Source organism: Streptococcus danieliae (assembly GCF_013415245.1).
GTDB lineage: Bacteria > Bacillota > Bacilli > Lactobacillales > Streptococcaceae > Streptococcus > Streptococcus danieliae_A.
Genome location: NZ_JACBXX010000122.1, coordinates 22,705 through 44,260 on the forward strand (window position 1 = coordinate 22,705; position 21,556 = coordinate 44,260).

Annotated in this window: 15 protein-coding genes; 4 read left to right on the forward strand and 11 right to left on the reverse strand. The window is 46.4% G+C overall.

Annotation, left to right across the window (positions count from 1 at the left end; genetic code table 11):
* The 5 genes from HZY94_RS05020 to ftsW form a co-directional block, all read right to left on the reverse strand.
* Positions 1–1,941: a GBS Bsp-like repeat-containing protein gene (locus HZY94_RS05020; protein WP_179925264.1), complete on the reverse strand. Its 1,941-nt coding sequence runs from the start codon at positions 1,939–1,941 to the stop codon at positions 1–3.
* Positions 1,942–2,053: 112 nt separating this feature from the next.
* Positions 2,054–2,812 carry a triose-phosphate isomerase gene (gene tpiA, locus HZY94_RS05025; protein WP_179925265.1) on the reverse strand — a complete coding sequence of 253 codons (759 nt, stop codon included), beginning with the start codon at positions 2,810–2,812 and terminating at the stop codon, positions 2,054–2,056.
* 190 nt (positions 2,813–3,002) lie between these two features.
* A complete protein-coding gene (gene tuf, locus HZY94_RS05030) occupies positions 3,003–4,199 on the reverse strand; it encodes an elongation factor Tu (protein WP_179925281.1) in 1,197 nt (398 codons plus the stop codon).
* 132 nt (positions 4,200–4,331) lie between these two features.
* Positions 4,332–7,097: a phosphoenolpyruvate carboxylase gene (gene ppc / locus HZY94_RS05035; RefSeq protein ID WP_179925266.1), complete on the reverse strand. Its 2,766-nt coding sequence runs from the start codon at positions 7,095–7,097 to the stop codon at positions 4,332–4,334.
* Positions 7,098–7,174: 77 nt separating this feature from the next.
* Entirely contained in the window at positions 7,175–8,383 is a 1,209-nt protein-coding gene (gene ftsW / locus HZY94_RS05040; RefSeq protein ID WP_179925267.1) for a cell division peptidoglycan polymerase FtsW, read from the reverse strand.
* 178 nt (positions 8,384–8,561) lie between these two features.
* On the opposite strand from ftsW, the gene HZY94_RS05045 reads away from it, so the two are divergent.
* The 4 genes from HZY94_RS05045 to lysS are packed head-to-tail and all read left to right on the forward strand — an operon-like array spanning position 8,562 to position 12,194.
* Entirely contained in the window at positions 8,562–9,461 is a 900-nt protein-coding gene (locus tag HZY94_RS05045) for a glycoside hydrolase family 25 protein (RefSeq protein WP_179925268.1), read from the forward strand.
* 53 nt (positions 9,462–9,514) lie between these two features.
* Complete coding sequence (locus HZY94_RS05050) at positions 9,515–9,985, forward strand: aminoacyl-tRNA deacylase (RefSeq protein ID WP_179925269.1); 471 nt, start codon at positions 9,515–9,517, stop codon at positions 9,983–9,985.
* Positions 9,986–9,999: 14 nt separating this feature from the next.
* The gene (locus HZY94_RS05055; RefSeq protein ID WP_179925270.1) at positions 10,000–10,662 is read left to right on the forward strand and encodes a histidine phosphatase family protein; all 663 of its coding nucleotides are present in this window, start codon (positions 10,000–10,002) and stop codon (positions 10,660–10,662) included.
* 41 nt (positions 10,663–10,703) lie between these two features.
* Positions 10,704–12,194 (forward strand): lysine--tRNA ligase, encoded by a 1,491-nt coding sequence (gene lysS / locus HZY94_RS05060; protein ID WP_179925271.1) that lies wholly within the window; start codon positions 10,704–10,706, stop codon positions 12,192–12,194.
* Positions 12,195–12,594: 400 nt separating this feature from the next.
* On the opposite strand, the gene HZY94_RS05065 is transcribed toward lysS, so the two are convergent.
* The 6 genes from HZY94_RS05065 to HZY94_RS05090 all read right to left on the reverse strand — a co-directional run bounded on the left by HZY94_RS05065 (position 12,595) and on the right by HZY94_RS05090 (position 21,555).
* Positions 12,595–13,131: a dihydrofolate reductase family protein gene (locus HZY94_RS05065; protein ID WP_179925272.1), complete on the reverse strand. Its 537-nt coding sequence runs from the start codon at positions 13,129–13,131 to the stop codon at positions 12,595–12,597.
* 3 nt (positions 13,132–13,134) lie between these two features.
* A complete protein-coding gene (locus HZY94_RS05070) occupies positions 13,135–15,591 on the reverse strand; it encodes an ABC transporter permease (protein ID WP_179925273.1) in 2,457 nt (818 codons plus the stop codon).
* A 1-nt stretch (position 15,592) separates the two neighbouring features.
* Positions 15,593–16,294, reverse strand: a complete 702-nt coding sequence (locus HZY94_RS05075; protein WP_179925274.1) for an ABC transporter ATP-binding protein — start codon at positions 16,292–16,294, stop codon at positions 15,593–15,595.
* A gap of 164 nt (positions 16,295–16,458) precedes the next feature.
* Positions 16,459–17,370 carry a magnesium transporter CorA family protein gene (locus tag HZY94_RS05080; protein WP_179925282.1) on the reverse strand — a complete coding sequence of 304 codons (912 nt, stop codon included), beginning with the start codon at positions 17,368–17,370 and terminating at the stop codon, positions 16,459–16,461.
* Between the two features lie 613 nt (positions 17,371–17,983).
* Positions 17,984–19,930: a threonine--tRNA ligase gene (gene thrS, locus HZY94_RS05085; protein ID WP_179925275.1), complete on the reverse strand. Its 1,947-nt coding sequence runs from the start codon at positions 19,928–19,930 to the stop codon at positions 17,984–17,986.
* A 293-nt stretch (positions 19,931–20,223) separates the two neighbouring features.
* On the reverse strand, positions 20,224–21,555 hold the full coding sequence (locus HZY94_RS05090; RefSeq protein ID WP_179925276.1) for a glycosyltransferase family 4 protein: 1,332 nt from the start codon (positions 21,553–21,555) through the stop codon (positions 20,224–20,226).
* Position 21,556 lies beyond the last annotated feature (1 nt).

Below are 21,556 nucleotides of genomic sequence, written 5' to 3' on the forward strand. Positions count from 1 at the left end.
CTAACGGACATCTGGATTTGTCGCCAAACCTTTGATTGTGACATCAAATCCTACAACTGTGATATTCTCTACACGAACAGACATTTTTGGTTCCGGAACCATCACCTTGGTTTCGGTCACATACTCACGTTTATTTTGGTTGGTTACATAGTAAACATGTGAATGATAAGCTCCAAAGTCCTGTTTGTGTTGGCTTGTTTCAACCCGAACCTTGTAAGAACCATCACTTTGTTTCACAGCCTTGTGCCAAATGATATCGTCTTGGCCGTTTTTCTCAGACCAGCTTGGGACAAGGACTTCCTTAATACCTGCTGGGTGGTTAACATTTGTAACAATCACATCATAACCAGAGCTGGAGACATTTGTTGCTGAAACTTGGCCTGTTTTCTCAACCTTGGGTGCTTGCGGAACAGTCACCTTAGTTTCTGTCACATACTCACGTTTGTTTTGGTTGGTTACATAGTAAACATGTGAGTGATAAGCTCCAAAGTCTTGTTTGTGTTGATTAGTTTCAACCCGAACCTTGTAAGAACCATCACCTTGTTTCACGGCCTTGTGCCAAATGATATCGTCTTGGCCATTTTTCTCAGACCAGCTTGGGACAAGGACTTCCTTAATACCTGCTGGGTGGTTAACATTTGTAACAATCACATCATAGCCAGAGCTAGAGACATTTGTTGCTGAAACTTGACCTGTTTTCTCAACCTTGGGTGCTTGCGGCACCACAACCTTGGTTGCTGTCACATAGTCACGTTTATTTTGATTGGTTACATAATAAACATGTGAATGATAAGCTCCAAAGTCTTGTTTGTGTTGATTAGTTTCAACCCGAACCTTGTAAGATCCATCACCTTGTTTCACAGCCTTGTGCCAAATGATATCGTCTTGGCCATTTTTCTCAGACCAGCTTGGGACAAGGACTTCCTTAACACCTGCTGGGTGGTTAACATTTTTGACAATCACGTCATAGCCAGAGCTGGAGACGTTTACTGCCGAAATTTGACCGGTCTTTTCAACCTTGGGCGCTTGTGGAAGTTCCTCAATAGCTACATACCGGCGGGAACCTGAGTAGGAAATATAGGAAATCCAACGATGATTTTCTGCAGTTAGCACACGATCGTAACGAACGGATTGACCTGGGGAATAAAAGGCTAGGTTCGGACTAGACAAGCGTGCTTCATTTTTGACACCTGCGGTTTTGCTAAAGGTGTAAGTTCCCTGTGGAGCCAAAGCATTCAAAGTGTTAGCAACTGCTGAGTCCGTTGTTTGGCCTGACTGGTTCTGTGCTGGTAGAGCCACATAACGACGAGCACCAGAAGCCCCAATATAAGACAACCATAGGCGTTCATCTGCACTCAAGAGACGGTCATAGATGACAGACTGTCCCTTTTGATAGGTTGCAACAATAGTAGAAGACAGGTTAGGCTGGGAATGAACATCTGTCTTTTCCTCGAAAACATAGGTTCCCGAATCTGGTAGAGTCGCTACATTTGGGTTTCCAGCTGTCGCTGCTCGACGAACAGGACTTACGCTTGGAGCTACAGTCGGACTGCTACTTGAAGGGGTAGCAGTTGCAGGACTTTCAACTTTTGAGGATGCCGGTTGAACCTCTGGAGCCACTTTAGTTTCCACCTTAGACTCGCTAACAGAGGACACAGATTCACTTGGTGCTGCTTCTACTTGAGCAACTGAGCCAATCTCAGTAGACGGTTCAACTTCTTTTTGATCACTTGCAGGAGCAGGCTCAGAAGTTGTTTGAGTAACCACCTCGGTACTACTACTTGCGACTGTTTGACTGGCAGCCTCTGTTGACGCAGAACTTTCTGCTAGACTATCTGCCTGCACTTGCCCGCCCATAAAGACCAAGCTCGCAATAAGCACCGACGCTGCTCCGAAAGAGTACTTCCGAATTGAAAAACGCTGTTGCGACCCATGTTTCATAGATTTCATTTCCTTTAAATTTTCTTAAACTTACCCGTTCATTTTACCATAGAAAATGATTTTTTCAATCCATATAAAGAAAAAAGCCCGGAAAAACCGAGCTTTGAAACCATTAGTTTACAAAATCCAAAAGAGCTAGGAAGCTATCCACTTCAAGGGAAGCACCACCTACAAGAGCTCCATCTACATCTGGGCAAGCCATGTATTCTTTAACATTAGATGGATTTACAGAACCACCGTATTGTACACGCACTTTATCCGCAACTTCTTGGCCGAAGTCCGCAGCCACAACGTCACGAACTGCTTTACACATTTTCTGTGCATCGTCTTGAGTTGCAGATTTACCAGTACCAATAGCCCAAATTGGCTCATAAGCAATGACAAGAGATGCCACTTGCTCTGCTGAAAGGTCTTTAAGCGCTGCAGAAACTTGAGCTCCAACAAACTCAACCGCTTGTCCTGCTTCATAAGTCTCAAGAGACTCACCACAACAGATGATTGGAGTCATACCGTTACGGAAGATAGCGTGCGCTTTTTTGTTAATGTCTTCGTCTGTTTCATGGAAGTAATCACGACGCTCAGAGTGACCGATGACAACATAGTCCACACCCATTTCATTCAAAACTTTAGGACTTGTTTCACCTGTAAAAGCACCTGCATCTTCAAAGTAAGTGTTTTGAGCAGCTACTTTAAGATCTGAATCTTTAGAGAACCAAAGAAGAGCATTCAAATCAACAGCTGGTGCAGCGATTGCTGCTTCAACAAGATCAGCTGAAGGCAATTTACCTGCAAGTCCCTCTACAAAAGCTTGAGCTTCTTGAGGGTTTTTGTTCATTTTCCAGTTACCGGCAATAATTGGTTTACGTGACATTTCACATACCTCTTCTATTTTTATTACAGTCCCTATTTTATCACAAAGATAGCCAGAAAAAAAGGATATTTCCAACCCCAAAACAATCTTCAACGGCTAATTCCTCGTTAAAACTAAAAAACACTAGCCTGTCCCAAGGACAAGCTAGTGCTGTTCTGACTTTAATTGTTAATCTAGGAAATGAACCGAATTAAGCTTCGATTTCAGTAACCATACCTGAACCAACAGTACGTCCACCCTCACGGATAGAGAATGTTGTTCCTTGTTCTACGGCGATTGGGTGGATCAACTCAACGTCGATTGTCACGTTATCACCAGGCATAACCATTTCAGTACCTGCTGGCAACTCGATAGAACCAGTTACGTCAGTAGTACGGAAGTAGAATTGAGGACGGTAGTTGTTGAAGAATGGAGTGTGACGTCCACCTTCTTCTTTAGTAAGGATGTAAACTTCACCTTTAAATTTAGTGTGTGGGTTGATAGAACCTGGTTTAGCGATAACTTGTCCACGCTCGATCTCATCACGTTGAACACCACGAAGAAGAACCCCAACGTTGTCTCCTGCAAGACCTTCATCCAATTGTTTACGGAACATTTCAACTCCAGTAACAACGGCTTTAGTAGTTTCTTCTTTGATACCAACGATTTCGATTTCGTCGTTGACACGAACCACACCACGGTCGATACGTCCAGACGCAACAGTACCACGACCAGTGATTGAGAATACGTCCTCGACTGGAAGAAGCAATGGTTTGTCAGTATCGCGTTCTGGTTCTGGAATGTATGAGTCAACAGTGTCCATCAATTCCATGATGATGTCTTCAAATGCTGAATCACCTTCAAGCGCTTTAAGAGCTGAACCTTGGATAACTGGTAGGTCATCACCTGGGAAATCGTATTCTGAAAGAAGGTCACGGATTTCCATTTCAACCAACTCAAGCAACTCTTCATCATCAACAAGGTCAACTTTGTTCATGAAGACGATCAAGTTTTTAACACCAACCTGACGTGAAAGAAGGATGTGCTCACGAGTTTGTGGCATTGGTCCATCTGTAGATGCTACTACAAGGATAGCTCCGTCCATTTGAGCCGCACCAGTGATCATGTTTTTAACGTAGTCCGCGTGTCCTGGAGCGTCGATGTGAGCGTAGTGGCGTTTTTCAGTTTCGTACTCAACGTGTGCAGTGTTGATGGTGATTCCGCGCTCGCGCTCTTCTGGAGCAGCATCGATAGAAGCGTAATCTTTAGGTTGGTTAACTGATGAAGGCAAACGACGTGCCAAAACAGTTGTAATCGCTGCAGTTAGGGTAGTTTTACCGTGGTCAACGTGTCCAATTGTACCAACGTTAACGTGGGGTTTACTACGATCGTATTTTTCTTTTGCCATTTGGGTAAAAGCCTCCAATAAAATATATTTTATAGATAGACAGTAGGCAATACAGTCTAACTTTCCCTACTATTCTATCAGACTGTTAGAAAAAATCAAGCCTTTTACTTCTTTTTTTAATTTTTCCGCCGATTAGCCAGAGTTGCGCAACCCTGTCGCAATTCCATTGATCGTTGTCGCAATCAAGGAATCTGCTGAAGCCGGTAAATTCCCCTCCCGCTTGCGACGAATCAGCTCAACCTGAACATAATTCAAAACATCAAAATAAGGCATCCGATAAGACAAACTGTTGGAAAGATAGGTGTTGTCCGCCAAGAGCTCATCTCTTTCTTCTATTAACAGAACACTCTCCTTGGTTTTGTGCCATTCTGCCAAAATCAGATCATAGACAGCCGCAACGTCTGGATCCTTTACCAAATCCAGATAGTGAGCCGCAATGGTCATATTTGATTTAGCCAATACCATGTCAACATTGGAGAGTAAGCCCCGGAAAAATGGCCAATTCTGATACATCTCGCGGAGAATGTCTAGCCATTCTGGATCCTCTGCCATTAAGGTCTGAAAGGCCTGACCAACTCCGTACCAACCAGGCAGCATCATCCGGTTCTGGGACCAAGAAAAGACCCAAGGAATAGCCCTCAACCCAGAAATCTCCGTAATCGTTTTACGAGCTGCCGGCCGCGAACCAATGTTTAAACTAGAAATTTCTGAAATCGGACTAGCTTCAAAAAAGAAGTCATAAAAAGCTGGGTTTTCAAACACTAGTTGTCGATAGGCCTGGTAACTGCTTTGTACCAGGTGATTCATAACCCGTCCATAGGTTGCACGCTGCTCTACACTCAACTCCGCCTCCAGGTTCAGCATCCGATCCAAAGAAGCCGACAGCAGCATTTCCAAATTGTAATAGGCCGCTTCCTGATTGCCATACTTATTGGCAATCACTTCCCCCTGCTCCGTTAAACGCAAGCGGTCCCGGATACTTTCCAGCGGTTGGGCAATAATCGCTTCATAAGTTGGACCACCACCGCGACCCACTGTTCCGCCACGGCCGTGGAAGAAGGTCACCTTAATCCCAAATTCCTGCCCCAATTTTTGCAAATCTTCTTGGGCTTGGTAAAGGGACCACACTGAAGATAAATAACCACCATCCTTATTACTATCCGAGTAGCCTAGCATGATTTCCTGATAGCCGTTTTGAGAAGCAATCCATTTTTGAACCAAGTCCAAAGACAGATAGTCCTGCATGGTCTGACGTGAAGCTTCTAAGTCCTCAATCGTTTCAAACAGCGGAACTAGCTGAAGACGGGTACTTTCGCGGTTTAATAAGCCAACCTCCTTCAGTAGAGTTGCCAATTCCAGCAAATCAGACACACTAGTGGCATGGGAAATAATCGATTGGCGAATCACTTCTTCTCCCAAGACATCTTTGAGTTTGGCAGCCATTTTGAAAATGGCTAGTTCTTTAGCCAACAAGTCACTCTTGGGCAGGGTTGGGGCTGACAAGGGCCGGGGATCCTCCGTCAACAACTGCAAAAGCAGGGCAACCTTTTGGTCTTCTGTTTTGCTGGCATAATCATCAACCAAACCAGCTGTGGCTAATAATTCTGCCACGCAGGCTTCGTGAATGGACGAATCCTGCCGCAGGTCAATGCTGGCCAGGTAAAAACCAAAAACTTCCACCGCTGTCAGCAACTGACTCAACTTCCCACTAGCCAAGTGCTGCTGACCGAAGGCCAAGAGGGAGTCTTGTACCTGTTGCAACTCTGATCGAAACTCCTCCGCACTGGCATAGGCTGGAATAGTTTCCCAATCCCGCTGTTGTTGGATTCGAATCAAATCTTTGCCAGCCAAGGTCACATCCAAATCCTCAGCACGCCCTAAGAAGTTCTGCATGTCCCGTTGCGTTTTTAAGAGTCGATCCCGAATCCAAGAAAGGGCCCGACGATAGGGTTCTTTTTCCCTGAAAATCGAATTATCTTGTGAGAGACTCGCCAACTGCTCCACCTCTGCACTAACCTGCGTCAAATTCAAGGAAACAGAATAGTCCCGATACAGCTTGTTCAGTGTTTGCAGGTAAAAGTCAAACAGAACTTCCTGCTGAACTCGGGCTGATTCTTTCAGCGTTTCTGCGGTCACAAAAGGATTGCCATCGCGGTCGCCGCCAATCCACATTCCCATAGAAATGGGCTTACTGTTAGGAACAAATAGTCCCTGCTCTTGTGCCAACTCGCGATAAGTCTGGGTTAGGCGGGGAACCGCCTCCAACAAGGAACTCCGGTAATAAGCCATGGCATTGACAATTTCATTGGTAACCGTCAATTTCTGCTCCCGAATCAGATCAGTTTGCAAAATCGTTTCCAGGTAACGATTTTGCTCCTCCTCCCACTCTGCCTGGCTCAAATCTCCTGGCAAGGCCATCCGTTTCTGCTTGAGGAGGTCATGGATCTGTGACATCAAATCCAGCAAGGACTTCCGTTGGACCTGGGTTGGGTGGGCCGTTAAGACCGGCACCACCTGCAAATCTTCGAGGAGGGTCTGGGCATTCTCCATTTGCGCCATCCGGGCAACCGCCTGGCTCAGTTTCCCAAGATAGTTCTCCTGTAAGTTATTCCGGCGTTGGATGGTCACCTCCAGGTCAACATCCTCAGCAATATTAATCAAAAGAGGCACGACCGCAAAATAACGAACCAACAGTGCCATCCGCTCCAGTTCCAACTCCTTCAAATAAGCCGAAATCTCTTGGTCAGCTCCTGCAACGACCCAGTTTTTAACCTGAGCAATTTCGTCTAAGACACCTGGACCATAAGCTGCTGCCACAATCTGGTTGACCATCCGGGTCAGTTCTTGGGCATCCTCGGCAATGGCCGCTGCGGATACCTGGTACTCTAGTTTTTCCATTTTTTCTCCTCGTATGCAAAAAGAGGCGTGGACAAGGCCTTTCCTCATCCCGCCCAATCAAACAAGCCCTTTCATCCTCAATAGAGAGGCTGACCTTCTTCTAGCGCTTTCTTTTTTTCCGTCGCATCAACATTTAAAACAAAAGCAATGGCAATGGACAGAACCAACAAACTATTCCCGCCTTGCGAAAGGAAGGGGAAGGTAACCCCAGTTGAGGGAATCAAGCCTGAAATCCCACCAATATTGACAAAGGTCTGCGTCAGTAAAAGCCCACCAACTCCTGTCGCCAACATGGCATTAAAGGGATCACGCGCCTGAATCCCAACCAACAAAATCCGCAGGATCAAGAAAAAGAGCAAACCTAAAATCAAACTGGCACCGACAAAGCCCAATTCCTCAATCACAATAGAGAAGACAAAGTCTGTATGCGCCTCAGGCAGGTAACCATTCTTCTCAATCGAATTCCCCAAACCAAGCCCAAACCAAGAACCATTACTCATGGCATAGTAGGAATTGGCTAGTTGGTGACCCGAATCGGACAAATCCTCAAAGGGGTTAAAGAAGGCACTAAAACGCTTGGCAATATAACCAAACAAGGGGATTTTAGCCACAACATCAACCCCGACCAGACGAATCGTTCCCAAAATCGCTGCCGACAACGCCACAATAGCTCCTAGACTGGTCATAAACCAACGGTAGGAAATCCCACTCAAGGAAACCATAATCAAGGTCAACAAGGTCAAAATCGTCGCATTCCCCAGGTCCGGCAAGGAAGCCACAACCCCCAGAGAAATCAGAACTGCCACTCGCCAATCAGTAAAACTCCGTGGAAAGAAGGTGTTTTTGGTCAAGGCATAATAGTCACTGCTGGCAATCAACTCCTGCTCGCTGCTAAAAACTGAAGCCAGGTACCAAACCATTACCACCTTGAGGTATTCAGCCGGCTGCAAACTCAAAGGCCCCAGCAAAATCCATCCCCTGGCCCCATTGATTGTCGCTCCAAAGAAGCGTGAAATAATCAGCAAGAGAACAACCACGCTGAGAATAAAGCCGACTACTTTTTGGTTTTTCAAAAAGTCTAGTTTCATTTTGTAAATCAAGGCGATCCCAATTAAACTCGCAATCCAAAAGATCCCTTGTGTCAGTACGGAGCCAAAAGGATTCCCGCCACTCTGGATCGAGTTTGCACTCGTTGTCGAATAGACCACAATCAGCCCCAAAACCGACAAGATGAGGTAAGGAATCAGGATTGAGTAGTTTAACAAATAGCGTTTTTCAATCTTCATTGCATACCCGTTTTCTCTAAAATTTCAGCCTTGATTATACCATTTTCACTACCGAAAAAAAAGCAAAAGACGATACCGCACCCCATTCCCACTCCTCAAACAGACAGTTTGGTCCTTTTTATACAAAAACAGGCGAGATTTCTTGTCATTTCCCCCATTTTAAGATAGAATGAACCTTATGAGACAAAGGATTAAACCTATTTATATCGCAGTCTTTTTCAGTTTCATATTTATCAGTTTAATCGCTGGTCACACTCAAGTTCAATCTTTAAAAGCTGAGCAAGAAGCACTCCGTGCTGCAAAAGCCGCTGAGGAAAAAAACAACAACAGTAAAAAAGAAACAAAGAAGAAGAAGAAGAAGAAAAACACCACAACTGAGGCCGTCAATCTCCGTCCCATCGTAGACCTTTCTGGCTGGCAATTGCCTGAAGAAATTGACTATGATGCCATGGCTGAAGGCATTTCTGGCGCTATTATCCGGGTCCACAGTGGAGCCCAGGCCAAGAAAGAAAATGCCGCCACCTACCTCAATGGAATTGACAAGTCCTACAAAAAACATATCGAAGAGTTCCAAAAACGCGACATTCCTGTAGCTGTTTACGCCTATGTCGCAGCTGGATCCATTAAAGAAATGCAAAAGGAAGCCGAGGAATTTTACCAGGCTTCTGCCAAATATAAACCAACCTACTACTGGCTCGACGTGGAAGAAAAAACCATGTCCAATATGGACAAGGGTGTCGAAGCCTTTCGGGCTAAACTGCAGGAACTAGGGGCCAAGAATATTGGAATCTACATCGGAACCTATTTCATGGAGGAGCACAGCATCACCACTAATAGGTTTGATGCCGTTTGGTTCCCAACCTATGGAGTCGATTCCGGTTACTACAATGCGGCTCCTTTGACCGACATTGAATACGATCTCCACCAGTACACCTCGCGTGGCTGGCTGCCTGGTTTTGATAAAGAGGTCGATTTAAACCAAATCTCCCCTCTTAAAAATACCGCTGAAGTTTATAAAAAGTTATTCCAAAGGGACGCTGCCGATTACCAGCACCAAGATGTCCCCGCAACAGAATAAAAACCGGGCTGGGACAATCGTCTCAGCCTCTCTTTTATGAAAAAAGGAACCCTATGGCAAAGAAAAAAATTAAAAAAACCTTGGTTGAACAAATCTTAACCAAGGCTGGGATCGAACACCAGGCCCATCTTTTCAATGGACTGGAAGGTCAAGTCACTGAGAACATTGATCCTAACCAAATTTTTAAAACCCTGGCCCTCAGGGGAGATAAGACTAGTCCTATTATCGGTGTGCTCTCCATTGAAGATCATCTGGCCGAGAAAAAACTGGCCAGCCTATCGGGCAATAAAAAAGTTCAGATGATTCCTCAAAAAGAACTCGAGCAAACGACCGGCTATGTCCACGGTGCCAACAGTCCAATCGGCATCCGCCAACGCCACAACTATCCCATCTATATCGATGATCGTGCACTGGACTTCCCAACCATCCTGGTTTCAGCAGGCGAGATCGGTCGTAGCGTCCAACTAGCCCCAAAAGACCTCGCGCAATTTCTAGGCGCAGACTTTGCAAATTTTCGTGAATAAGGAGAAGAAAGAACATGAAGTTATACTTTGTTCGTCATGGACGAACCGAATGGAATGAAGAAGGACGTTTTCAAGGAGCCAGTGGAGACTCTCCACTCTTAAGCCAGTCCATTCAAGACATCGAGCTGTTGGGCAAGCATCTGCAAGACATCCAGTTCGACCGTATCTTCTCTAGTGACCTCCCCCGAGCTGTCCAGACAAGCCAAATTATTCAAAGCCAAAGTCTCCATCCCGTTGAGATTGAACTACAAGAATCGCTCCGAGAATGGCAATTGGGGCGCCTGGAAGGTCAAAAAATCACCCTCATGGAAGCCATCTATCCCCAACAAATGCGGGCCTTCAGACACAATCTCTCCCTTTTTAATTGCAGGATGTTTGAGGCTGAATCGGTTTATCAAACCACACAACGGGTACGGGAACTCGTGCAAAGTCTTCAAAATCAACCCTACGAACATGTACTCTTTATCGGCCACGGGGCCAATCTAGTTGCCTCCTTGCGGACACTGCTAGGAGCCAAACCTGCCCTCATTCGCGATTGGGGTGGCCTCGCAAATGCTAGCCTGACCATCTTGGAAACCGATGATTTCAGAGATTTCCAACTCCTAAGTTGGAACGATATCAGCTTTTTGGATTCTGCGAAAGTCCAACCTGCCTACTCACAACCCCTACAATTGTGATAAAATAAAAAAATAGTCTACGGATGACAGAGGAGGAAAATATGTCACACCATCTAACAGAGGAACTCAATGACCAGCAAATCATCCGCCGGGAAAAAATGCAAGCCTTGGCAGACTCTGGCATTGATCCATTCGGCCACCGCTTTGAACGAAGCGCTAATTCTGCAGAGCTAAAGGAAAAATATACAGATTTAGACAAGGAAGCTCTCAATGACCTAAACGAATCCGCAGTCATTGCTGGTCGTTTGATGACCAAGCGTGGTAAGGGAAAAGTTGGTTTCGCTCACGTCCAAGACCGGGATGGCCAAATCCAGATCTATGTGCGGAAGGATGAAGTTGGTGAAGAAAACTATGAGATCTTCAAAAAAGCCGATTTAGGAGATTTCATCGGTGTTGAAGGTCAAGTCATGCGGACAGATATGGGCGAATTGTCGATCAAGGCAGCTCGGCTCACCCACTTGTCTAAAGCCCTGCGTCCCCTGCCTGAGAAATTCCACGGCCTATCGGACGTCGAAACGATCTACCGCAAACGCTATTTGGATTTAATTTCCAACCGTGAAAGTTTCGAACGTTTTATAGCTCGTTCCAAAATTGTTTCTGAAATCCGCCGCTACTTGGATAATCAAGGTTTCCTTGAAGTTGAAACACCAGTCCTTCACAACGAAGCCGGTGGAGCGGCAGCTCGTCCATTTGAAACCCACCACAATGCGCAAAACATTGACATGGTACTCCGCATCGCAACCGAACTCCACCTCAAACGCTTGATTGTCGGAGGAATGGAACGGGTCTACGAAATGGGGCGCATTTTCCGAAACGAGGGAATGGACGCTACCCACAATCCTGAATTTACCACTATCGAAGCTTACCAAGCTTATGCAGACTTCCAGGATATCATGGACTTGGTTCAAGGCATTATTCAAGCTGCTGCCAAAGCTGTAACAGACCAGGATATCATCAGCTACCAAGATCATGAAATCAAAATCGGTCACGACTTTGCCCGTATCCACATGCTGGATGCCATCAAAGACATCACCGGCGTCGACTTCTGGCAAGAAATGACCCTGGAACAAGCTCAGGACCTAGCCAAAGAACATAAGGTTCCTGTCGAAAAACACTTCACGTCCGTTGGCCATATCATCAATGCCTTCTTTGAAGAATATGTTGAAGACACCTTGATCCAACCAACCTTCATCTACGGCCACCCCGTTGAGGTTTCCCCTCTGGCTAAGAAAAACGCCGATGATCCTCGCTTCACTGACCGCTTTGAACTCTTTATCGTCGGCAAAGAATTCGCCAATGCCTTTACCGAATTAAACGATCCCATCGATCAGCTTTCCCGTTTTGAAGCCCAAGCCAAGGCCAAGGAATTGGGAGACGATGAAGCAACTGGAATCGACTATGACTTTATTGAAGCGCTGGAATACGGAATGCCGCCAACAGGTGGACTTGGAATCGGAATCGACCGCCTCGTTATGCTCCTTACCAACGTAACCAGCATCCGCGATGTACTTCTATTCCCAACGATGAAATAAGATTCCTTAGATATAAAAACTGACAGCTTCTCTTGGATGATTCCAAGGGAAGTTTTTTAGGTTTTCTGAGTCTCATACCTCGTTCAAATCAAGATCGAAATACTCGCGGGAAACAGGAGCTAAAACATGGCCTTAAAGAGCTTCACCATCTTAATCTACACGCTAATGAACCTTTCATCAAAACTCTAAAAACCTAGGTCGCTTATCCCAATAAAGATCTAACAAGGCTTTATCAATACGCTGAAAAGATAAAGATTGTAAAGCAAACACTTGAGGTACTACCTAGCACTCTATACAAAAACCGAACTCCTCAGAACCAGTATATTTTCTAGCTGAGGGGTTCGGTTTTTTTGATTATTGCTAAGTAAACATGAAGATTCTAGAACCAGCTAGCCTTCCCCTATTTCCCAACCTTCCGATAGCGTAACATGGCAATACCATCGGTGACGGTTGATTCAATCAACTTGAGGGGAATCTCCGGAAGTTCTGCCGCAAACAAGCGTCGGCCTTTTCCAAGAATCACAGGGACCAGGCCTAAGATGTACTCGGTCAGCAGGTCTTCCGCAATAAGACTGTCAGCGATTTGGGCACCGCCGAAAAGCCAGATTGGTCCTCCTTCCTGACTCAACAGCTCCTTAACAGTACCTACAAGGTCGGGGGTGAAATGAAGATTCCCCCTTTTCTCCTCAGGTCCCCGCCGGGCGATCAGAAACTGCTTCTCCTGCGCTCCTGGGATGTCATCCAAGCCCAATTCCAGAAAAGACCGATGACCGATTACAACCGTGTCGCAGTTTTCAAAAAAAGCAGGATTATCAAACTGCAAGTCCGTATTAGGCATGGAGTCTGCTGGGGCCTGAATCCAGTCGTAGGATCCGTCCTCACGCGCCACATAACCATCCAAACTTACCGCTAAATTTAAGATTAATTCTCGTTTCATCATCTACTCCAAAGATTTCAAGGCATCCAACATCGGGATGTTTTTTAATTTTTTTAAAATAAAGAAATAAAGACCTGTTAGCACCAAAATAAGGAGAATCAGGGGTAAAAGGTAGGGTGTGAGGCCCATGTCCCTGTTAAAGACCAGGGCTGGAGGGGCAATTTGCTTGAGCAAAAAGGCATGTAGGAAATAACCAGCCCCTAAACCCAGACAGGCGCCTAGGCCAGTCAAATACAGTAATTCCCTATAGAGCAGTCCCTGCAGTTCACCAAGATAAAAACCCAGTACCTTCATAGTCGCCAACTCTCGCATGCGTTCATGCAGATTCAGCAGGGTCAGGGTGACCAAGATGGTCACAACCAAACCCAAGGATAAAAAGGACACCAAATACATGGTCTGATTGAGAGATTGAGCCGTATCCCGGAAGAAAGATTCCAGAAGGGCTGTCTCTTCCAGTCTCAGAGTACTGCTGTCCTTGAGGGCAGCCTCTCTAAAGGCTACCTCCTGCCCCACTGGCATTTGCCACAGTTGGGCATTAGCTGCTGCACCCGGCATCTGAGCCACAGACAAGTACACGCTATAGCCTACATACTGCTCGGCAATTCCCCCAACCTGCCAAGTTTCCCCAGCCAAGCGCACCTGGTCTCCAGGAGAAACCTGCAGGGCCTCAGCCAAGGGCTGACTCAAAACGACCCCCACCTGATCCAAATCTAAGAGCTGACCACTTTGCCAATCAGCTAACCGAATCAAATCCGACCACTTCTGACCTGGAAGCTGGGTGAAAATTTGTAGGCGACCACTGGTCTGAGCCAGTTCTAGCTCTTCTTCCTGGTAGTATAAACCAACCGACTGCCCTTGCTTATAGTGGAAAGGCTGATCCTTCCGATGAACCAGCAACGCATCATAGTTCCAGACTTGATGAAACTGCTTCTCCGCCACGCTACCAATCGAAACCTGCAAGCCCAAGGCCGCAACCAGGAGGGCAACCGAGCCCAAGACCCCAAAAACGGTCATGACCATTCGCTGCTTGGAGCGAAAGAGATTACGCACGAGAAGTTTCTGGTTAAACCGTAAACGCGACCAGAAGCTAGGCAACCCTTCCAGGAAAATCCGTTTCCCCTTGGCCGGTGGTTTGGGTCTCAATAATTGACTGGTTGGCTGCTGTAAATCAGATCCTAGTAACCCCACTAAAGGAAAGAGGACAACCAGGCTGCCCAAACCAAGAGACCAAAGGAAGGGAGGCCAGGACAGACTTTGCTCAATTGCTCCAAAGACTGTCCTTTTTAACAAGATTCCCTGGATCATCGGAGCTAAGAGACCAACCCCAAGCAGACCGCCCAGACCAGCCCCTAAGAAGGCCAGAAGTAGGCCGTAGCTAAGAAACCTGAATACCAAGGCCAAAGGCCCATACCCCAAGGCTGACAACAAGCCCAGATTCTGCCGTTCATCCTGAACAAAGGCCAACAGATTGGTTAAGGCTACCAAGAGCGTCACTCCGTAAAAAATCGGTGGAATCCACTGGGCCACCTTTTTTAGACTGGCAATACTGGTGTCCAGATAGGTGTAGCTCGAGGAGCCTGGAAATTCCCCCTCCTCCATAACTGCAAAGAGCTCCTGGCTCTCTAGACGTGCCAGCCCTTCCCGATACTCCTTCAAGGCCCGCTCCCCTGCTGCCAAGTTTGCCCGCTCGGAAGCAGATAAATAAGCCAGCTGCTCCCGGGCTTGCTGGAGTGCAGCTTCCTGACGCTTCAAGTCCTCCCTGGCAGCCTTCCGGCTCTGCTCAGCTTGGCCCGCAACCACGGATTCCAAACGCTCCAAGTCCTTTTGCTCTGGATTGGACCATCGGAAATAGGCTAGATTCTCTTTTTGATTTTGAAAAAAAGTTGCAGGAACAAAGCCATACAAATCGACCTTCCCCTGGCCTAAAAGGCTAGATCCAAAATCTTCGGCCGCAATCAACTGGCTCGACCGGGCTAGACCAGTCACCACTAGACGCCGGCTTTTACCCTGATAATCAAATTCCAGATCCTGACCCTGCTGAAACTCTCCTGAAGCAAGCTGGCCCAGTAGGATTTCCGAATTTAAACTGGGCAGCTGGCCTTGCAGATCCCAAACCTGGGCCAGTTGATGGGGCAAGGAAAAGAGGCGGAGCACGCGCCCATCCTGCAAGCGAACATCTTGGAGAAAGGCAAATTCAACCGCTGCCTGCTGATGCTTGGCTTCCTGACGTAGGAGCAGCTCCTGCTCCCGGCTAAAACCAAGTTTGCCCAAAATACTGACTTGGGGGAGAGCTTGTTGCTTCTTAAAGGTCGACAACCAGGTTTCCAAATTGGGTCCCGCCAACTGGAGCCCGACCAACACAAAGGCAGACAGGGTTAATAAACTGAGCAAGGCTAAAAAGCGACTCCAACTGGCTTGGAAGGTTCGCAACAGACTTAGCCAATAGGTCTTTTTTAGCATTCTAGTACTCCAATTCTTCTACAGGAAGGGGCTTTTCCTGAAGCTTGACAGCCTTAATCTGGGCATCCTGCATGTGAATTACCCGGTCTGCTATCTGGGCTAGGGCTGCATTGTGGGTAACAATAATCACGGTCCGACCCTCCTGCTGGGTCAAGTGACGCAAAAGTCCCAAAATCTGTTTCCCCGTCTTGTAGTCCAGGGCACCAGTAGGCTCATCGCACAAGAGGAGCTTGGGCTTTTTAGCCAAGGCGCGTGCGATTGCCACCCGCTGCTGCTCCCCACCCGACAGTTGCGCTGGAAAATGATTCTGGCGCCCTTCCAAGCCCACACTGACCAAGGTACTCTGGGCATCCAAGGCATCCGCAACCAATTCGGTCGCCAATTCGACATTTTCCAAGGCTGTCAAATTACCGACTAGATTATAAAACTGAAAGACAAAGCCAACAGCTGTCCTCCGATACTGCAGACGATCTTGTTCAGAAAAAGTGACTAAATCTCGTCCAGCAACCCAGAGTTCTCCCTGATCCGGAGAATCCATACCACCTAACAAGTTCAAAAGCGTCGACTTGCCCGCTCCCGACGCTCCGAGAATGACCACTAACTCTCCCTCTTCGATCTGAAAGGACAAATCCCGATTGGCCACAACAGTCACTTCTCCGGTGCCATACGTTTTCCAACACGATTTTGCTTCAATATAGGCCATCTCATGCTCCTCTTACTCATGCTACTTCCAGTTGAAAATTAAATACGCAAATTCCTAGCTCTATTATACCCCATCTTAGCAGGGAACTGGCATCCAAGAGAAGACCCTTTTAGACCTCAAAAAGCTCCCTATGCAAGGAGCTTTTGAAAATTTTCAAAAAGTATTTATCGGCGATTCATAATAGAACGCAAGAGACGCGCCAATACCAACCACAGAACTAGAAAGGCTAACAGAAGCCAAATCCAAGCGAGCGGCTCCTCGGCCCAGGGCAGAGGAACATTCATCCCAAAAAAGCCTGTAATTAGCGACAGGACGGCCAACAGAATCGAGATAATATTCAGACTAGTTAGGTTCTCATTAAGCGTATTATTCAGGATGGTATCATAAGCACCCGATAATTGTTGCAACACCTGAGACTCCAACTGACTCATGGCCAACAACTGTTGAGCCTCAATCAGGGCATCCTCCAACTCCTCAAGTTCTTGACTGGTCAGTCGACTCATCCGTGGGTGTTTCCGAAACTGCTCCAAAACCAAGACATTTTGATTGCTGGCTGTTAGCAAATAGACCAGACCTGTCTCTAAATCGGACAGTTCTAGCAAAAGACCTTTGGTGGTTTGTTTGCGTAAGCGGCTGTTGACCCGATCCTTCTCTCGATCAATTTCGTCTAAAATAGGGAAGTATTCCTGAATCACCAGGTTCAAAATCAAGAATAAAAACTGATAGCTGCTGGTGATTTTGGAATAAGGCAGGTGCTGATGAATCCGATCAATCAGGTAATAATTCTGTTCATTAACAATGGTAATAACCTGATTTCCCTGGACAATCAGCGTAATCGGAGTTGTCTCATAATGATTATCTTCCTTGATTGGATCCAGAGCATTAAAAATAAGCAATAGACGATCCGCCTCAGCCTCGTATTCAATATGAGCCCGTTCGTTCTTATCCAAGGCATATTCCATCAATTCAGTATCCAGCTGATAATCCTCTAGCTCTTGACGATTCAAGGGTCCCCGATCCGACCGGACAACGATCCAACTGTATCCTAATTCTTTGCCAAACTGTTCTTCAATCATAGCCTTCCCCTTTTCTACTTGCTCCATTATACCATTTGTCGATGGACGCAAGCATCCAAACAAAAATCGGATTTATAATTTCTATAGTGGGTAAACAACCTAAAATAGAGATTATGGGGCCTTTTCAGGTACAAAAAAGTCCCACATGATCTACAATGAATAGCGACGAAACCAAACTTGAAGTCACTACCAAAGATAATGAACTGGGATGAGTACTCCTTGCTTTAAACACTAAAGGACAAAGGGAACAGGTAGCCCTCTCTCGACTTGCTCTCTGATAGAATTCGCCCACACCCGATGGAACTCTCTAAAGATTCCAAACCACCGAGCTTGGAATCGGGGGATGAAAAAGGTTTGGGGAACCTTGACACCCGAGCCAAGAAAGGAAAAAGCGAGATTGGTTACCGAATAAGGCATGGAACTCGTCAGAGGTCGCTGCCGTCCTCTACCACAGGGAAAGCATCCCATATGAATTAGAAGGAAGCCGTTTTCAGGCTCTATTGTAAAAGCTATTCGTCGATTGAAAATTTCCAGCCACTACAGTTGACAAAAAAATCAAAAATCCAGAAGCTGTTCGACTCCTGGATTTTTGATTTTAGATTAAATGTCTGACTTAAGCTTCATCTGGGCGTGAGTAGCGGGCTACATCTGCCTCCAATTTTGCAATAAAGTCTGCTACTGGAACTGTTTCAGTTTCCTTGTGACCATAGCGACGAACGTTAACAGATTTATCTTCCATTTCCTTGTCCCCAACAATCAATTGGTAAGGAACTTTTTGGGTCTGGCTTTGACGAATCTTGTATTGCATCTTCTCGTTCCGTTCATCGACAGATACACGGAAGCCACGGTCTTTCAATTCTTTGGCTACTTCCCAAGCATAGTCCACATGTGCTTCACTAGAGATTGGGATCACAGTTACTTGATTTGGTGCCAACCAAGTTGGGAAGGCTCCCTTGTAAGTTTCAATCAAGTAGGCAATGAAGCGTTCCATGGTTGACACGATTCCACGGTGGATCATGACTGGACGGTGTTCCTCACCATCAGCTCCGATATAGCTGAGCTCAAAGCGTTCTGGCAAGAGGAAGTCCAACTGAATAGTCGAGAGAGTCTCTTCGTTTCCGAGAGCTGTTTTCACCTGTACATCCAACTTAGGTCCGTAGAAGGCTGCTTCTCCTTCTGCCTCCACATAATCCAAACCTAGATCATCCATGGCTGCCTTCAACATGCGTTGAGCATTTTCCCACATCTCATCATTATCGAAGTATTTTTCTTTATCCTCTGGGTCACGGTAAGAGAGACGGAAGCGGTAGTCTGTAATGTTGAAGTCCTCATAAACAGAGAGCATCAAATCCAAAACCTTCTTGAACTCTTCTTGAATTTGTTCTGGAGTTACAAACAAGTGAGCATCATTCAAGCTCATTTCACGTACCCGTTGCAAACCAGATAGGGCACCAGACTTCTCAAAACGGTGCATCATTCCAACTTCGGCAATACGGATTGGCAACTCACGGTAAGAGTGAACATGGTGACGGTAAACTTGGATGTGGTGCGGACAGTTCATTGGACGCAAAACAAACTCTTCTCCATCTTCCATGTGCATCACTGGGAACATATCATCTTTATAGTGATCCCAGTGACCAGAAATCTTATAAAGCTCAGAACTTGCTACTGGTGGGGTGTAAACGTGCTGGTAGCCAGCAGCCAACTCACGGTCCACGATATAACGCTCCAAGACCCGACGCACAGTTGCTCCATTTGGAAGCCAGAATGGCAATCCTTGCCCAACTTCTTGGCTGATCATAAAGAGGTCAAGCTCTTTTCCAAGTTTACGGTGGTCACGCTCTTTGGCTTCCTCACGCATCTTGAGGTAGGCATCTTGTTCTTTTTTATCGAACCAAGCAGTTCCATAAATCCGTTGCATCATTGGGTTCTCACTCTTACCACGCCAGTACGCCCCTGCAACATTCAAAAGATGGAAGATTTGAATATGACCAGTTGTTGGCACGTGAGGACCACGACAGAGATCCACGTACTCACCCTGTTGATAGACGGTCAAACCACCCTCATCGTCCTTATGCTCCTCAATCAATTCCAATTTATAAGGATCATTGTGGAAGATTTCCTTAGCCTCTTCTTTTGAAACTTCAGAACGCACACTTGGGAAGTTTTCCTTCACGATTTTGTGCATTTCTTCTTCAATTTTGGCCAAATCTTCATTGGAAATTTGCCCCGCTTCATTATCGGTATCATAGTAGAAACCGTCTTGGATCGCCGGACCAACCCCTAGGCGAATATCTGGGAAATGACGCTTAGCCGCTTGGGCAAACAAGTGGGCTGCCGAATGCCGCAAAACTGGAAGGGCATCTTCGTGGTCTGGCGTTACAATTTCCAAGTCCCCATCTTGATAAATGGCACGAGTTGTATCAATCAACTTCCCGTTCAATTTACCAGCCAAGGCCTTTTTAGCCAAGGACTTGCTAATACCTTCAGCAATCTCTACAGTTGTAATTCCATCTTGATACTCCCGAACTGCACCATCTGGAAATGTAATTTTTACCATATTTCTGCTCCTTTAAATCTAGTAGACAACTACCCGCAACAAACAAAAAAGCGACCTCCTTAAAAGGACGTCGCAACGTGGTTCCACCTTCGTTTATACCTAGTTAGCCCAGGTACCTCATTCTTGGTTCTAACGTAACCACCGTTTTATGTTTGCATAAAATCTTCCCGAGTAGTACCTTCTAACCCTCCTATGCACTTCCACCAACCGTGCACTCTCTTCAAGAAGTTCTGTTAAAAGACGTGTCTCTAAAAATGATTATAACAGACCCTTTTCAAAAAGACAAGGAAAATCTAGTTTTTTCTCCGACCTGGATAAGGCAAACGTTTGGCTTGTTCGCGAGAAATCCGAATCACCCGCCTAGATCCTTGCACCGGCAAGGCCGCAACCTTGAGCGGGAAGCCAGCAATCGCCTTAACAAAACGCGCCCGCGGTCTGAGTGACCCGACCCCCTGACCTTTCAAATAGCCCTTCCGGATCGAAAGGTCTAAATAGTACTGATAGACCTGCAAGCCAAAATTCTCAGCGGAAATCTCAAAAAGCTTGTTCTGCCACTCCTGCTCCTGAGGATAAGGAGTGGCCAAAAGTGCTTCCAAGATGGCTCCACCCAAGTCCTCTGGTGTTTGGTAGAGGGTTCCAAACATTTTGTTTGAAATCAAACTGTCTAAATAAGGATTAGACTGGGCAATAATTGGTGTCCCACTAGCCAGACTTTCTAAAAAGGTAAGGCCTTGGGTCTCACTCGTTGAGGCTGAAACAAAGAAATCCGCCATCCGGTAATAGAGCACTGTCTGTTCTGGAGGCACCATCCCGACAAAGAGCACCCGGTGCTCCACACCAACTTCTCGGGCCAAGGCTTTCAAATTCCCTAGATGCGGGCCGTCTCCCGCCACGATCAAACGCACCGCATCATTTTCTCGTAAGACCTCTGGTAGAGCACGGATAATCGCTTGAATATTTTTCTCATAGGAAATCCGCGACAGACTTAGGAGAATCTTGGCATCCGAAGCCAGAGCCAGAGACTCCCGTAACTCCTGGATAGCCTCTTTTTGAGATTCCGCTTGAATAAAGCGATCCAGCTCAATCCCCGTCGGAATCACGCGCTTCTCTGGCTCCACACCATAGCGAACCAACAGATTATAGACAATCTCACTGGGACAGACCACTCCATCCACTTCGTCCAGGAAGGTACGCACCATATATTTGATCATAGCTGGGCGAATCAGCAAGCCCTTAGCAATATAATGGACATAATCCTCATATTGGGTGTGGTAGGTATGAATGACCGGAATCTCCAATTCCCGTGCGATCCAAAGTCCCAAAAACCCCAAGGCAAACTCCGTATGGGTATGAATCAACTCCAGGCGGTGCTCCTTGGCCAAGGACAAGGCCTTGCTGAATCCCCGATAGGCAACCCGCCGGTCTTTAAAAGCAAAAAATGGAACACTAGGAATCCGAATAATCCGATGTTCTGCCACAGAATCAGCATCCACATCGCGATCTGTCGTGGTAAAAATAAATACATCATGTCCCTGCTCCTCAAGCTCTTCCCTGAGGGTTCGGATACTTGTTGCTACACCAGACACCTGTGGAAAGTAGGTATCTGTGAACAATCCAATTCTCATC

Bases quoted from the DNA above. Each gene is read 5' to 3' on its own strand.
- HZY94_RS05055 (WP_179925270.1), top strand. From the start codon at position 10,000: ATGAAGTTATACTTTGTTCGTCATGGACGAACCGAATGGAATGAAGAA.
- HZY94_RS05050 (WP_179925269.1), top strand. From the start codon at position 9,515: ATGGCAAAGAAAAAAATTAAAAAAACCTTGGTTGAACAAATCTTAACC.
- thrS (WP_179925275.1), bottom strand. From the start codon at position 19,930: ATGGTAAAAATTACATTTCCAGATGGTGCAGTTCGGGAGTATCAAGAT.
- HZY94_RS05065 (WP_179925272.1), bottom strand. From the start codon at position 13,131: ATGAAACGAGAATTAATCTTAAATTTAGCGGTAAGTTTGGATGGTTAT.
- HZY94_RS05075 (WP_179925274.1), bottom strand. From the start codon at position 16,294: ATGGCCTATATTGAAGCAAAATCGTGTTGGAAAACGTATGGCACCGGA.
- tuf (WP_179925281.1), bottom strand. From the start codon at position 4,199: ATGGCAAAAGAAAAATACGATCGTAGTAAACCCCACGTTAACGTTGGT.
- lysS (WP_179925271.1), top strand. From the start codon at position 10,704: ATGTCACACCATCTAACAGAGGAACTCAATGACCAGCAAATCATCCGC.
- ftsW (WP_179925267.1), bottom strand. From the start codon at position 8,383: ATGAAGATTGAAAAACGCTATTTGTTAAACTACTCAATCCTGATTCCT.
- HZY94_RS05090 (WP_179925276.1), bottom strand. From the start codon at position 21,555: ATGAGAATTGGATTGTTCACAGATACCTACTTTCCACAGGTGTCTGGT.
- tpiA (WP_179925265.1), bottom strand. From the start codon at position 2,812: ATGTCACGTAAACCAATTATTGCCGGTAACTGGAAAATGAACAAAAAC.
- HZY94_RS05080 (WP_179925282.1), bottom strand. From the start codon at position 17,370: ATGATTGAAGAACAGTTTGGCAAAGAATTAGGATACAGTTGGATCGTT.
- HZY94_RS05020 (WP_179925264.1), bottom strand. From the start codon at position 1,941: ATGAAACATGGGTCGCAACAGCGTTTTTCAATTCGGAAGTACTCTTTC.
- ppc (WP_179925266.1), bottom strand. From the start codon at position 7,097: ATGGAAAAACTAGAGTACCAGGTATCCGCAGCGGCCATTGCCGAGGAT.
- HZY94_RS05070 (WP_179925273.1), bottom strand. From the start codon at position 15,591: ATGCTAAAAAAGACCTATTGGCTAAGTCTGTTGCGAACCTTCCAAGCC.
- HZY94_RS05045 (WP_179925268.1), top strand. From the start codon at position 8,562: ATGAGACAAAGGATTAAACCTATTTATATCGCAGTCTTTTTCAGTTTC.